Origin of the sequence: Neobacillus sp. PS3-34 (assembly GCF_030915465.1) — a bacterium.
Lineage (GTDB): Bacteria > Bacillota > Bacilli > Bacillales > Cytobacillaceae > Neobacillus_A.
On sequence record NZ_CP133267.1, the window covers coordinates 1,828,943 to 1,843,675 of the forward strand.

The 14,733-nt window shown below is 37.4% G+C and carries 12 protein-coding genes and 2 pseudogenes; 5 read left to right on the plus strand and 9 right to left on the minus strand.

Annotation, left to right across the window (positions count from 1 at the left end; all coding sequences use genetic code 11):
• Positions 1–94: 94 nt before the first annotated feature.
• Together RCG23_RS09425 and RCG23_RS09430 are read right to left on the minus strand one after the other, a co-directional pair.
• On the minus strand, positions 95–754 hold the full coding sequence (locus RCG23_RS09425; protein ID WP_308179488.1) for a hypothetical protein: 660 nt from the start codon (positions 752–754) through the stop codon (positions 95–97).
• Positions 751–885, minus strand: a complete 135-nt coding sequence (locus tag RCG23_RS09430) for a hypothetical protein (RefSeq protein WP_308179489.1) — start codon at positions 883–885, stop codon at positions 751–753. The genes RCG23_RS09425 and RCG23_RS09430 overlap by 4 nt, the downstream gene beginning before the upstream one ends.
• Before the next feature lie 154 nt (positions 886–1,039).
• On the opposite strand from RCG23_RS09430, the pseudogene RCG23_RS09435 reads away from it, so the two are divergent.
• Positions 1,040–1,656: pseudogene (locus RCG23_RS09435) on the plus strand (NUDIX hydrolase).
• 158 nt (positions 1,657–1,814) lie between these two features.
• Here the strand turns inward: RCG23_RS09435 and RCG23_RS09440 are convergent.
• Both RCG23_RS09440 and RCG23_RS09445 read right to left on the minus strand, forming a co-directional pair.
• Complete coding sequence (locus RCG23_RS09440) at positions 1,815–2,426, minus strand: VanZ family protein (protein WP_308179490.1); 612 nt, start codon at positions 2,424–2,426, stop codon at positions 1,815–1,817.
• A 259-nt stretch (positions 2,427–2,685) separates the two neighbouring features.
• The gene (locus RCG23_RS09445; protein WP_308179491.1) at positions 2,686–3,357 is read right to left on the minus strand and encodes a YdeI/OmpD-associated family protein; all 672 of its coding nucleotides are present in this window, start codon (positions 3,355–3,357) and stop codon (positions 2,686–2,688) included.
• A gap of 335 nt (positions 3,358–3,692) precedes the next feature.
• Between RCG23_RS09445 and RCG23_RS09450 the strand changes: the two genes are divergently transcribed.
• Positions 3,693–4,610, plus strand: a complete 918-nt coding sequence (locus RCG23_RS09450; protein ID WP_308179492.1) for an aldo/keto reductase — start codon at positions 3,693–3,695, stop codon at positions 4,608–4,610.
• Positions 4,611–4,717: 107 nt separating this feature from the next.
• Here the strand turns inward: RCG23_RS09450 and RCG23_RS09455 are convergent, their stop codons facing one another.
• Positions 4,718–5,620, minus strand: coding sequence for a glutamate biosynthesis transcriptional regulator GltC (locus tag RCG23_RS09455; RefSeq protein ID WP_308179493.1), 903 nt, complete (start codon positions 5,618–5,620; stop codon positions 4,718–4,720).
• Between the two features lie 113 nt (positions 5,621–5,733).
• On the opposite strand from RCG23_RS09455, the pseudogene RCG23_RS09460 reads away from it, so the two are divergent.
• Positions 5,734–6,980: pseudogene (locus RCG23_RS09460) on the plus strand (cation:dicarboxylate symporter family transporter).
• A gap of 169 nt (positions 6,981–7,149) precedes the next feature.
• On the opposite strand, the gene RCG23_RS09465 reads toward RCG23_RS09460, so the two are convergent.
• From RCG23_RS09465 to RCG23_RS09475, 3 genes are all read right to left on the minus strand, one after another.
• Complete coding sequence (locus tag RCG23_RS09465) at positions 7,150–8,325, minus strand: NupC/NupG family nucleoside CNT transporter (RefSeq protein WP_308179494.1); 1,176 nt, start codon at positions 8,323–8,325, stop codon at positions 7,150–7,152.
• Position 8,326: 1 nt separating this feature from the next.
• On the minus strand, positions 8,327–8,974 hold the full coding sequence (locus tag RCG23_RS09470; RefSeq protein ID WP_308179495.1) for an AmiS/UreI family transporter: 648 nt from the start codon (positions 8,972–8,974) through the stop codon (positions 8,327–8,329).
• A gap of 373 nt (positions 8,975–9,347) precedes the next feature.
• Entirely contained in the window at positions 9,348–9,578 is a 231-nt protein-coding gene (locus RCG23_RS09475) for a hypothetical protein (RefSeq protein WP_308179496.1), read from the minus strand.
• 230 nt (positions 9,579–9,808) lie between these two features.
• On the opposite strand from RCG23_RS09475, the gene RCG23_RS09480 reads away from it, so the two are divergent.
• Both RCG23_RS09480 and RCG23_RS09485 read left to right on the plus strand, forming a co-directional pair.
• A complete protein-coding gene (locus RCG23_RS09480) occupies positions 9,809–10,135 on the plus strand; it encodes a hypothetical protein (RefSeq protein ID WP_308179497.1) in 327 nt (108 codons plus the stop codon).
• Entirely contained in the window at positions 10,132–13,512 is a 3,381-nt protein-coding gene (locus tag RCG23_RS09485; RefSeq protein WP_308179498.1) for a trifunctional glycoside hydrolase family 18/polysaccharide deacetylase/glycosyltransferase family 2 protein, read from the plus strand. The genes RCG23_RS09480 and RCG23_RS09485 overlap by 4 nt, the downstream gene beginning before the upstream one ends.
• A 190-nt stretch (positions 13,513–13,702) precedes the next feature.
• Here the strand turns inward: RCG23_RS09485 and RCG23_RS09490 are convergent, their stop codons facing one another.
• Complete coding sequence (locus tag RCG23_RS09490; RefSeq protein WP_308179499.1) at positions 13,703–14,536, minus strand: hypothetical protein; 834 nt, start codon at positions 14,534–14,536, stop codon at positions 13,703–13,705.
• Positions 14,537–14,733 lie beyond the last annotated feature (197 nt).

Below are 14,733 nucleotides of genomic sequence, written 5' to 3' on the forward strand. Positions count from 1 at the left end.
CACGTCAGTTGCTTTAGCCGCATCATCTAATGTTTGTTTTGGATCGGATTATGTGAAAGTGACAGGCACCTCCCATAAAAATGGAAGGCGCCTGTCACTTTCTATTTAAAACAACCGCTTTTACAAACGTTTTTATAGTAGAATCCTTTTCATTATGATAGTTAACTTGGTCTAAAAATATAAAATCCTTTGGTGTTACTGAAAGTTTCGCAAGTGGTTTTACTTCCATCTCACAAATCCATTCATCATTAACACCGCCTTGTTTAAAAAATGGCTTAGGCAGTATATAAATGGTCCCATCCGTCCATGGCTCGTTTTTGTATTCTTCATTAACAGAGAAAAAGTAATATCGTTTAATCCCGTTCTTCGTTTTGTTTGTAAAACATGCATTTCTTATCGTTCCGCGGTATCCACTTCTCTTTATAACAGCAAAAAACATGGACCATACCCCGTCAGATGATGCAAATACTGCTTTAACAGGCTTACCTGTAAATAGAGTGGAATCCCTTGGTTCAAAAATCTTTATATCCGAATGATTTGAACCATGAACAAGGACGGTTTTATTTTCAATCAAATAATTCAAAAATAAATATTTTGGGTAGCTGCTTTTATATTCAAAAAAGTCGCCCTTTCCCTCTGAAACAAAATCATTATAGAGAGTATCAAACTCTTCAATCGCTTCTTTCGGCAGTTTCAATTCAGGGATTTTCAAGAAATTCAGGCAATTTAAAATAAAGGTTTTAAAGATTTTCATAGGTTTTGGTTTCTCCCTAATGTTCTATCTAATAAAAACCTATTTAAAAACAACAATCTTTTAGAAAACAGCCTATCTAAAAGTAAGTCTATTTCAATCTGCATTGCCCCTATAACCCCTATCTTCTTCATGTAATAACCACCTATTTCCGATTCTATTGAAAAATTTTAACATAAAATGACAATTTGATTAGTTTTTATTTTTCAATTTAGAGCAGGAGCCGAGCCAAAATAGCACAATAGTTAATATAGTATTAGGATATTAGACAAGCTGGTGGTGATGAGTATGGAACCGAAATGGCTGGATTGGGCGAAACAGCTTCAGTCCATTGCACAGGCGGGATTAACGTATTCAAAAGATGTTTATGACTTGGAAAGGTTTGAATTAATAAGAAATATAAGCGTTGACATTTTATCTCAACATACAAATCTTGAAAAAACAGTCATCAAGGATTTATTTGCAAGTGAAACTGGTTATGCAACTCCGAAGGTCGATATTAGGGCTGCTGTCTTTAAGGATGATAAAATTCTAATGGTCAGGGAAAAGGCCGATGGTAAATGGGCATTACCTGGCGGGTGGGCTGACATTGGACTAACCCCAAGTGAAGTAGCTGTTAAAGAAGTAAAAGAAGAATCTGGGTTTGATGTAAAAGTAATCAAATTGTTAGCTGTAACCGATACGAAATGTCATCCACATCCTCTTTCTGCCTACCATATTTATAAAATGTTTATTCAATGTGAAATCATTGGCGGACAACCAGTTGAAGGAATCGAAACAATTGCAGTTAATTTCTTTGCAGAAAGCGAACTTCCCCCCTATCAACAGCCCGAAATACTAAATCACAAATTGAGTTGGCTTTTAAATACTTAAAAAAACCTCAGAAATCGGTTTATTTTGATTAGATTTCCTATTTTCATTACCAAGATATATTATGATTTCTTCATAATCCATCTTGGTTTTATTATTGCTTGAAAGTTTGCAGTTACTTCAACATGCCTCTCCCAATTGATGTTTTTCAATGAACGAAAAAAACATCCCCTTTTTTAGGGATGCTAAGTTATCAAACTTTATATTTTTTGACTTTCACCACTTTTTGAATCACCGGATGCACAAGATAACCAATACATACTCCTAACAGATTTAATATAAAATCATCAATATCCATACTTCCGCGCTTGGTAAGGTGCTGGATAATTTCTATTAGCAATATGGCTATTGCAGGTATGATATACAATTGACTCCTCGATGGGCTTTTGTTTAGCAAAAAAGTCACTACACCATATGGCACGAATAGGAGAATATTCGCTGTTATATTGTAAAAGGCAATAAGAAAATTCCCCTCACCTGTAAGGAAGCCAACAATCGTTTTAAATGGTATAAAGTTAATTTGACTATACTGTTGATTAGCTGGACGGAAAAATAACAAAACCATTAAGCCAAAGCTATAAATGCTCAGGACCAGCTTTATGATAAGAACATGTATTTGTATCGTTTCTTTTCGCACATAATATACGGCGAAAAACACAAAAATGGTCAAACACATCCACACAACGACCAAAACCATTGGGTTAAGATAGGATAATAGCTTTAACCATACGGGCATTAAGACAAAGAAGAGAATTTGAGATAGACTAATCGACAACAAGTTGGTTTTAATTTTTAGTTTCATCATAATCGAAGGTTTCTTCTCCGAACAGATATTTCTGGTTCCCATTCTTTTATGTAAGACATTGGCTGCTCTATCAGATTCCAAAATTCACTCTTTTCCAAGCTAGACCCTCCAATACTTATTCGATTATGAATAAACCCTTATCAAACGTTCCTAATCATAGAATACAGAGATATAAATCCTCTAGCCAATTTCGGCGGGCGATTCAAGAGATATCGCTCGGATGAAATTCTCTTAAGATTCCAGAAATCATTGCTGACAGTTATTTTTTATCTCTCTGATAAAGATCCCGGCTCTTGTATCCCGCACCAAGAATCATTTTCATTTCCTCACGTCGCTTATCTTTTGTCGCGTCTTGTTTTGCACTATAAACATAACGAGCCCAATCTTTGCGGTATCCGGGAGTAAGTGATTGATAAAAAGCTAATAGATCTGGAGTGTGTTGTAAATCTCTTTCAACATGTGGAACCATCTCTATATAATCATCTACGCATTGACTTGCAGCTGTCGTTGCTTTATTTCGGTTTTGAGAATCTTCTTTTAGTCCGACAACCGTAAAGACCTCATCTAATCCTACCATTCGTGCAAATTTAATATTACTTGTCCCAACATAACCATTTTCATCAGCACCCAATCCATCTAATAAATCATCACGATGAATGAACGTTGGATATACTTTATTCCCCTTTTTTGGATAGGCCAAAAAGATATAACCGTTTTTATTTAAACAATTTTTCTCAATCACCTTGTTTACAAGTCCCTTTAAAGACTCCATATCTAACACAAAAGCAAAAATAAGATCATACTTACTATCAGTGAGCTCTGTATCATAATCTTCTAACTCAGATAAATAATCTGAACCCTTCGGCGAATGCAATACTGCTACTTTTTTATATTTATGTAGATTTAATTTGTCTACTATTGTATTAGTCATCGATATCCACCCATTAAATTATTTTATTACTTCTTAAGTTTACCCTTTTAAGTTAGCTTTGAGTTATTGAAAACACTGCAGATTTATCGCAGGAAATATGATTATATAAACTTTTTCATATCCACTATTCTATTTTTATTTAAAAAAAGGTTCTCCGAACAAATCGAGGTATGCTCCTTAAAGATTGAGCCTACTCTACCTATGTGTCAGAATAGATATGAATCCGTATTGTTTTCATTAATTCGGGTATGAAGTTTAAAAGAAAGTCAAACAACCCAACATATGTCGACACCATTTCACTAAGTTATCTATTCCAAAAATGGAGGAAGTAAACCATGAGAACAATGAAACTAGGAAGCAGTACTTTAGAGGTGCCGGTCGTTGCAGTCGGCTGCATGCGTATTAACACACTAGAAAAAGACGAGGCTGAGCGCTTTGTCCAAACAGCTTTAGAAGAAGGAGCGAACTTCTTCGACCATGCGGACATTTATGGCGGCGGAACATGCGAGGAAATATTCGCAGATGCCATTCACATGAACACAGATATTCGTGAAAAAATCATTCTGCAATCGAAATGTGGAATTCGTCAGGGAATGTTCGACTTTTCCAAAGAACATATTTTAGATTCGGTAGACGGAATTTTGAAACGGCTGAAAACAGAATATCTCGATGTTCTGCATCTGCACCGCCCTGATGCTCTTGTAGAGCCCGAAGAGGTAGCAGAGGCGTTTGATATTCTTGAAAATTCGGGTAAAGTACGGCATTTCGGCGTCTCCAATCAGAATCCGACGCAGATCCAACTGCTAAAGAAATCTGTGAAACAGTCGCTTATTGCAAACCAATTGCAATTAAGTATAACCAACGCCAACATGATCTCTAATGGAATGAATGTGAACATGGAAAATGATTCTGCCATAAATCGAGATGGGAGCGTACTTGATTATTGCAGGCTGAACGATATCACAATACAGCCATGGTCCCCTTTCCAATACGGATTTTTTGAAGGAGTATTTCTCGGAAACGACAAGTTTCCAGAATTGAATCAAAAAATTGATGAAATCGCAAAAAAATATGAGGTTAGCAACACTACCATTGCCACTGCATGGATTTTACGCCATCCAGCACAAATGCAGCCGGTCATAGGTACAATGAATTTAGACAGGCTTAAGGAATGCTGTAAGGCAAGCGAAATTCATCTGACGCGTGAAGAATGGTATAGTATTTATCGTTCTGCAGGCAATATCCTTCCATAAACAGACTTGGAGTATATATCACATGAAAGAGGCACATTAATAGTGCCTCTTTTTTAGGATGATACCCAAAGTCAGAGTCATCCTTTAATTTCGGATGCTGACAGCATCTATGTCCACAAATTAATGTGTCTAAAGTAATCCAGCACAAATTCATAAAACAGCTTCTCTGAAGGAGAAAGTGGACGATTTTTGGGAATAATGATTCCCACCGTTCTTTTCACCTCTGGATGGCTGATTTTTATTTTAATTGTTCCACTAGGCATATTCCCAAAGAGGGTCGTCTCAGGGAGAAGAGTGACACCGATTCCTGAAGAAACTAATCCTTTTATCGCATCTAAATCTTCACCCTCATAAGGAATGAATGGCCGGAAACCCGCCTGATGGCAAGCATCCACTACTATTTTGCGAAGAACAAAGCCTTGTGGAAATAATACAAAGGAATCACGCTCCAATTGGTATAGGGATAAACTACCGTTCTGCGCTAGAGAGTGAGTTTCAGGTATGAGTGCGTAAAAATACTCCGAAAAAAGGATATCGGCATGTAAATCCGGATCACTGACCGGCACAGGACCGATAAACGCTAAATCAATCTCTCTTTTCTTGATCCCCTCTGTGAGAAATTCATAGGATCCTTGACGCAAATGAAACCGTACATCTGGATGCTCTTTTTTAAAAGCTGAAATGATGGTTGGCAGCGTACTGCTCGCTATACTGGATGGAAAACCGATACGGATAATTCCGCGTTCCGGTTCCAAATATTCTTCGATAAGCTGAGTGGCATTGTCAATCGCCTTTAAAGCAATCATCGCCTGTTCTAAGAACATTTTTCCAATAGGGGTTAATTTTACATTTCGACCCTCTCTTTCAAATAACTCTACTCCTAATTCTTTTTCTAAAAGCCCTACCTGGCGGCTTAAAGCTGACTGGGCAACATGCAAGGTTTCTGCAGCCATAGAAAAATGCTCATTTTTCGCAACTTCAACAAAGTATTTTAACTGTCTTAATTCCATAATATAATCCACCTATATCAAATTGAGATTATTTTTATCTATATTATATATTGTTAATATAGATAAAGAAATCTAAAATGAATTTCATTGATAGAATTTAAGGAGTGCTAGATATGAAAAAAATTGGATTAGCATGGCAAATTTTCATAGGGTTGGTTCTTGGTATCACGGTTGGCGGGATTTTTTACGGAAATCCCCATGTCGCTGAATACCTGCAGCCAATTGGAAATATATTTATTCACTTAATCAAAATGATTGTGATTCCAATCGTGGTCTCAAGTCTAATCGTTGGCGTTGCTGGTGTAGGGGATATGAAGTCCTTAGGGAAGCTCGGGGAAAAACCATCCTCTACTTCGAAATCATTACAACGATTGCGATCGTAGTGGGACTGTCTGCCGCAAACCTATTCCACCCGGGAACAGGCGTGGACCGCTCCCATCTTACCAAAACCGATATTAATGCGTATGTAAGTACGGCGAAAACAACGGAGTCGCACTCGATGGCCGACACGTTTGTGAATATCGTTCCTACCAATATTGTTCAATCTTTAGCGAATGGGGACATGCTTGCTGTCATCTTCTTCTCGGTGTTGTTTGGGTTAGGAGTAGCAGCAATCGGAGAGAAAGGAACACCGATTCTCCAGTTTTTCAAGGGAACAGCTGAAGCCATGTTTTATGTGACAAACCAAATTATGAAGATTGCACCGCTTGGGGTATTTGCGTTAATTGGCGTGACCATATCCACATTCGGTTTATCATCTTTAATTCCACTAGGGAAACTAGTCCTAGTTGTGTACGGATCGATGATTTTCTTTATTCTCGTCGTGATGGGATTGACGGCGAAAATTGCCGGATTTAATATTTTTAAACTCTTAAAATACTTAAAAGATGAATTATTATTAGGCTATTCAACAGCAAGCTCCGAAACCGTGCTTCCAAAAATCATGGAAAAAATGGAGAAGCTAGGCTGTCCAAAGGCCATCACCTCTTTTGTGATTCCAACTGGTTATTCCTTTAACCTTGATGGATCGACTCTATATCAAGCAATTGCTGCCTTGTTTATCGCTCAAATGTATGGGATTCATATGAGTATTGGTCATCAAATCACATTGGTTCTCGTATTAATGGTCACATCCAAAGGAATAGCTGGTGTTCCGGGTGTTTCGTTTGTTGTCCTGCTTGCGACACTTGGAAGTGTAGGAATTCCAGTTGAAGGACTTGCCTTTATTGCAGGGATTGACCGAATCCTTGATATGGCACGGACAGCTGTCAATATTGTCGGAAACTCATTAGCAGCCCTTGTTATTACAAAATGGGAAGGTCAAAAAATCGAGGAAAAGACAGAACAAAAAGTAGCTTAAAAAAGGGAAAGGTGCAATCTCGAGAAACTCTGAGAATTGCACCTTTTTATTTTATATCTTTTCTAAAGGATTGTTGCTTTTTTCAGTAGGCGACAGCTATCAGCCAATAAAATTACAATACAAAGGTAAATAAATTGAGAAGGGGATCGGAACCATCATAATTAAATTATTATAGGAACAAACCTACGATAGTTCCAGTTAAGACTGATCCCATTGTTGCTACTAACAAAACCTTTAAACCAACCTTAGCTAACTGACTTGCCTTTTCATTATTGATAGCTTGTACAGTTCCTAAAATAATTCCAATAGAAGAGAAGTTGGCGAAAGATACTAAGAACGCTGATACGATACCAACAGTCTTATGAGACATTTGAGGGATCAATTTCATGAAATCTAACATAGCGACGAATTCGTTAGCGGCTACCTTAGTACCCATGATTGAGCCAGCTTTAATAATCTCATTTGTAGGAATACCCATGATCCAAGCGATTGGCGCGAATACATATCCAAGTACGCCAGTGAAAGAGATACCGAAGATTGACGTAAAAATCCAGTTAACTGCCGCGATCAATCCTACATAAGTAATAAGCATAGCGCCTACGATTAAGGCCGTCTTTCCGCCGAGCAATGTCCAGTTGCCGATTGCTTCGAAAAGAGATTTCTCAGGAATCATTCCCTTAATATCGATTTTTTCATCTTCTTCTTTACGAACAGGACATACGATCGTTGATAGGATAAGACCAGAGAATACGTTAATTGGTAACGCAACCAATACGAACTCCGCAGGAATCATTTGCATGTAAGCACCTAAAATTGAACAGCTTACCGCAACAAGAGAAGAAGTAACAACAACGAACAAGCGGTTACCAGAAAGATTAGGAATAAATGACTTAACAGAAAGGATAGCAGAAGTATCACCAAATACCATAGAATTCACAGCAACAAATGATTCCACTTTTGGTAAACCTGTTATTTTACTTACTGCACCACCAATGTATTTAATAGCTAATGGTAATATTCTTGAATAAGTTAAAATACCTAGAAGAGCTGTTACGAATACAATCATCATCAGAACATCTACAAAGAATAAATGCTTTCCTGCAAGGTCACCGAATACGAATGAGATACCGTCATTACCGAAAGAAAGAACTTTGTTAAAGCCATCTACGATTTTGTGCAGAACTTTTTTACCAATTGAAGTATTAAGCATAAACCAAGCTAAAAACAACTGAACAGCTGCCATTACACCAACGGCACGATAGTTTATGTTTTTCTTATCATTTGACATCAACCAAGCTATACCTACTAGAGCTAGGATTCCAATGATTCCGATTATGATTGACATATTATTTTACCCCCAAAGTTTTATTTACGTGGATTGCTTGACTACTTTTTTCTTTTTTATATGAGAATTTCAATTTGAAAAAACTAACAACAAAATACACAATAGCTAGAATTAAAACGCAGGTCCAGATTTGATTGACAATTTTTGTACTCCAAACACCTAAAAAATATAGGAGCGCTGGTATGGTCAATGTAACCCATGACTGAACAAATGCAACTCTGCCAATATAATGGTCAATTTTCTTATTAAGTGCATTGGATAAAAAGAACAGAAACCATAATAATGCCCACATGCCCCATGTTAATGCATTGACAACATTATGAAAGTGAATAAAAGATGTTATGGTATATACAATTCCAATAACAGCAACCCATAGACTAAACCATCCTAGTCCGCTGCCTTCAAGCCCTTTCCATAAGGTGAACCCCACATATAAATAAGTTAAGCCAAATAGAAAAATCGATGCATCATTATAAAGTTCCCAATGATCTTGACCTGAAACGACCATTAAATAAAATGGGATAATTATCTGAATGGTCCCTATGAAAATATTAAAGATCCCAACGCTTTTTCCATCGGCTTTCCCTAATAGCATAAGACTGTTTAGAAATAATACTGCACCTGATAGAAACAAACCAACAAAGCCCATATTAAATGTTGTGAAAAGTCTTTTTCACAACATTCACCTCCTTCCCCTTAATCACTGCATTTTCTTCCTCATTTTTTTTAACACAGATGGATTATAGGTGAGCGCTTTCATTATTTTAAAAATACAAACATAAATATAACACACATTTGAACAAAATGTAAATTAATATTTTACCATTTCCCTTAAAAATACCCATTTTTTCATATTTAATAATAAATCACTCGAATTTATTTCAAAAAATGAAATTTTGTAAAAATTAAAATAAGAAAATGTAAACTCCACACTATTAACGAATTCTGTGAATCTGGATCCAATGCTGGAGTGAAAAAGGGTTACATTAAAGATCGCCCCTTATTCAAAAAATCCTCAAATATTAAAAGCCGTCCTTCCTTATTAAAGGGAGAACGGCTTTTATTCTAGTACCAAATTTTCCTTCTTTTAAAAAAATATTCAATGGCCCTTTTTGTTTCAAAAGTTCTGCAACACTGATATTGCCATTTTCTTTTGCTAGCTCTAGTCCAGTTTTTCCGCCATTGCTTTGGCGTCGACATTTGCTCCATGCATATTTCAATAGGAGACAGTTATCCACCAGTAAAAAATTCACATAAAATCATCCTCAATTACCATTTAAAAATCAAAAAACTTTTTCAGCCCACCCCCAAAATCTTAAAATGACTATCTAAACTTGTTTTGTTAGTTATCTTTTGTCGAAATAAGTCTGTCTGCTTAAAGTTAACGATTCTGTGGATTCTTTACAGATTTTAATTTAATAAAATCAAATTATTAATATAAAGTTTTACTTTTTCGGCACTGCACCTACGAGGAGGAATCTAAGTGAATCGAATATTTAGGTGGAATGTCAGATCATTGTTTGCACCTGTCACAGGAAACGCAGGAGCGGTTGCAAGTACAATTGGTTTTTTTCTGGCCTTTTTACCTTTAGATAATTTAAGAATTCCATTATTGTTTGCTTTTTCACTTTTGTTGCGACTTAATATCATCGCCTTATTCCTTGGTACGTTTATTACGGCTTTTATTCCTAATATTCGTCATTTACCATACCTGGATTTACGCATATTGGAAGATTACTGGTTATTCTCTGCCCTAAAGGCTAAAATACAACATTCGCAATCCATTGCATCAGGGCCTTTGGAGGCTTGATTGGTCTTATCTGCTATTTTTTCTTCCACTGGTTTTACAATTTAGGGCTGAAAAAAAGGGAGCGAAAACAAGAACATATTTTTCTTGATCCCGGAAAAAGTCGCTGGTCCATTATTAAACGAATGAGTGCTGGCTTTACTATTTTATTAGTTTTAGTATCGACTATTTTTATTGAAAGCCTAAATACTAACCCAGTCTTTCCTGAGCTGCAATTGAATAATAAAAGTACAGCGAGCGGGATCGAGCCGATTAATACTATGTTCAGTGAAGCAGAGCTTGCTTCACAGGTTCAAAAAACGAGTCCTTCCCCTCTTATTCAAAAAAATAGGGGTCTATTAAACAAAAAACAAATGGCGAGCAAACAAGAAGTGTATGGTTTTTACGTCAATTGGGACGAAAACAGCAAAACTTCTTTCAAAAAAAATATAGATTCTATTACAACATTAGTGCCTGAGTGGCTGCAGCTTACTCCTAGCCTTACCCTTAAACCCAGCACTGACAGCTCTATTATTGCAGAGGGAAAAGCACATGATATAAGGATTCTTCCATTAATTAATAATGTTATTAACAATAAATGGGATAGCGATGTACTGCACCGATTATTTACTACTCCCGGTGCTGAAGAACTTTTTATTAAAAATTTGCTGGCTTATGTGAGAACAAATGACTTTGACGGTATTAATATTGACTTCGAAGAAATCAATCCAAATGACAAAGATCATTTCACTCAATTTATGGATAAAGTTTATGAAGCATTTCATCAACATGGTCTCTTGGTCACAATGGATGTCCCTCCAAAGAACAATAGCTTTAACTATGCTTCTTTAGCAGCTAGCGTTGATCGTATGATTGTCATGCTATATGACCAGCACAACTCCATGAGTAAACCTGGACCTGTGGCTCCATCTGATTGGGTAAAAGAGACCTTAAACCAGCTCAATATTCCTTCCGAAAAATTGATTGTGAGTTTGGGTAGCTACGGTTATGACTGGGAAGAAAACTCCAATCAGCCTGCAGCTGCGATGACTTTTGGGGATATTATGGAATTGGGAAATGGAAACAAACTCCAAATCCATTGGAATAAACAAGTAGGAAACCCTTATTTACGCTACAAAATAAAAAGAAAAAACCATATTGTTTGGTTTTTAGATGCTGCTACATTTTATAATCAAATGAAGTTAGTGATAGATAGCGGCTCAAAAGGAATAGCGCTTTGGCGTCTCGGTTCTGAAGATCCTTCTATCTGGAATTACATTAATAAACCAAAGGAAATGCACAATCCATCCCATGCCCTTAATCCTTTGGTGAGTCCTGAGCCACAATATAAAGGTGCTGGTGAGATATTAAAAATAGTTTCTCAATCACAAAAAGGGAAAAGAACGATTCAATTGGATTCACATGGTATGATTCAAACCGAATCCTATATTAAACTACCAAAGCCTTCTGAGGTGGTACGGTATGGTAAACCCAAAACCAAGAAAGTCGTCCTTTCCTTTGATGATGGTCCGGATCCAGCTTATACACCTCAAATATTAGACATTTTGGACAAGAATCATATAAGAGGTACCTTCTTTATTCTTGGAGAGAACGCTATGCAGCATCCAGAACTGGTTAAAAGGATGTTTAAAGAAGGTCATGAAATTGGCAACCATACATTCACCCATTCTGATGTTGCCTCTATCACACCATTTCAAACGAGAATGGAGCTTAATGCAACTCAGCGTTTATTTCAAGAAATTACCCGTCATTCGATGACCCTTTTCCGCCCGCCGTATGTGTCCGGTACGGAACCGAGAACAAAAAGCGAACTGGTGCCTATAATCCGGGCACAGGATATGGGCTATACCACGGTTGCAGAATCAATTGACTCTGAGGATTGGCAAAAACATTCTAGCAATGAAATTGTGAGTCAGGTATTGAATCAGCTGCCAAAAGGAAATGTAATTTTGATGCATGATGCTGGCGGTGACCGATCCAACACTGTAAAGGCCTTACCTATTATTATTAAAGAACTGAAAAAGCGCGGCTACAAATTTACCACCATTGCTGATCTAATTGGAAAAAGTGATAGTCATATTATACCCCCTGCTGATCAGGACAGCCCTTATTTGGTCTATGACAAGGCTGTATTCATGGTGATACAAGGCTGGCATTTTGGATTAAGCTTCCTATTCTACTCAGCTATTATTTTAGGAATTTTGCGCCTGGCTCTCTTCGTTCTCCTTTCGAGAAAGCAGGTAAAAAGGTATAAAGAGACCCAGATCGACCCTAGCTTTACACCTTTTGTCAGTGTCGTGATTGCTGCCTATAACGAGGAAAAAGTAATTTGTAAAACAGTTAATTCTATTTTATCCAGCGATTACCCTGCTTTTGAGATTTTGATTATCGACGATGGATCAAAGGATGACACTTCCGTTGTGGTTCAGGAAACTTATACCAACAATCCTCTCGTCAGATTAATTAAAAAACACAATGGAGGAAAATCTTCCGCTGTTAATCTTGGTTTTAAAGAAGCAAAGGGGGAATTCGTGGTTGCTCTTGACGCTGATACACTCATCGCTGAAAATGCCATCTCATTGCTTATTAACCATTTTAAAAATGAAAATGTTGCTGCTGTTTCAGGTAATGTAAAGGTCGGCAATAAAGGGAACCTCCTTACAAACTGGCAGCATATCGAGTATGTGACAGGCTTTAACCTTGAAAGAAGGGCTTTTGCAGCTCTCAATTGCATTACGGTTGTACCCGGTGCGATCGGTGCTTGGAGGAAGACGGCGGTAGAAGAAGCAGGATACTTTAAAGAGGATACACTGGCAGAGGATACCGATATCACTCTTACCCTTTTACGCAATGGGAAAAAGATTGAATTCGAAGAAATGGCTCATGCCTTTACAGAAGTGCCGGAAGATATAAAAAGTCTGGCAAAACAGCGTTACCGATGGGTTTATGGTACATTACAATGCTTATGGAAACATCGTGAGGCTTTATTCAATAAAAAACATAACTCATTAGGATATATCGCCCTTCCAAACATGTGGCTTTTCCAATATATTTATCAAACAATATCGCCTTTTGCAGATATACTGTTCATTATGGCCCTTTTTACCACACACCCTGAAAAAGCAGCCATTGGATTTATCTTTTTTTACTTGCTGGATTTCTTTACTTCTCTATATGCATTTCGATTGGAGAAAGAAAGTCCAAAGCCACTAAGCTCACTGTTTCTGCAACGAATATTGTACAAACAGCTTATGACTTATGTGGTGATAAAATCCATATTCTCAGCAATAAAGGGAGTAACGGTTGGTTGGAATAAACTAAAACGAAAAGGTAATGTAACTCAGGAAACCTCTATTGTGAAGGTTAAGGAATCCAGTTAATCGAATCTTCGTGGTCTTTCCCATTTTAGGGAAGGCCTTTTTAGCTTATCAGAATTTATATCCATAAATTCTAAACGCATAAGAAAAACTAAGGCATTCGCCTAAGGACTTGGCGGATTCCAAGTTTTTCTAATATTGAATTTGAACAGAAAAAGGATCACCATAATGTGGGTGACCCTTTTTGAATGAATTACATTTGCTTTCGGTTGTTTTCTTTTTGTTCCCGATGGCTCGCGGTCTTTTCTTTTGCGGCTAGAGAAACTTGTTGTCCACGGTTGGTTGTCGTTGTAGTTGTTGTATTAGTTCCCGTCGGCTTGGATGCAGTCGTTGTGGTTGGAGCTTTTGTGCTTGTCGGAGGTGTCGTTGTTGCAACAGTCGTTGTGCTTGCACTTGTTGTATTAGTTCTCGACGGCTTGGATGCAGTCGTTCTCGCTGCATTTGTTGTATTAGGTCCCGTCGGTTTGGATGCAGTCGCTCTGGTTGCACTTGTTATTTTAGTTCCCGTCGGTTTGGATGCAGTCGCTCTGGTTGCACTTGTTATTTTAGTTCCCGTCGGTTTGGATGCAGTCGCTCTGGTTGCACTTGTTATTTTAGTTCCCGTCGGCTTGGATGCAGTTGTTGTGTCTGGCGATTTTGCGCTTGTCGCAAGTATCATTGTGGTTGTTGTCTTATTCGTACTAGCAGTGTTTGTTGTAGTACTCTTACTGTATTTTTTCGTATTCTGTTTATTGACTTTTATAGCCACACCACTCTTGTTTCTATTTCTAAAAGCCACTTGCAAAGCCGGAATTTCAGGAGAAAGCTTTGTTTGACCGTTTTCCACATTTGGTCCTGGCATTTGATCTTTCACCTTTTTGTCCGCTTGGCTGATTACATCCGCTTTTTTGGGATCTCCGGATATAGATGAAGTATTTTCTTTTGATAATCGTTTAGAAGAGTGTTTGACTATCAAAGCGTTGGTGACAGAAAACGTAACAGCCCCGGCTAAAACCATCGCAAGGGCTCCCTTGGTTAGTTTGTTCATATTATTTCCCTCGTGTTTTTATTGATGACCATACTAAAAGAATACGAACAAACCATCATGTATTATGGGGGTATAAAAAACAGAATTTTGGAGTCTCTGTTTCGCTATCTAAAAACTCCGCTTACCTTATTTTAACATTAACCATTTTATGAAAAAATACTTCTTTTAAGCGGATAGCCTATTATCAGTCAAAACAA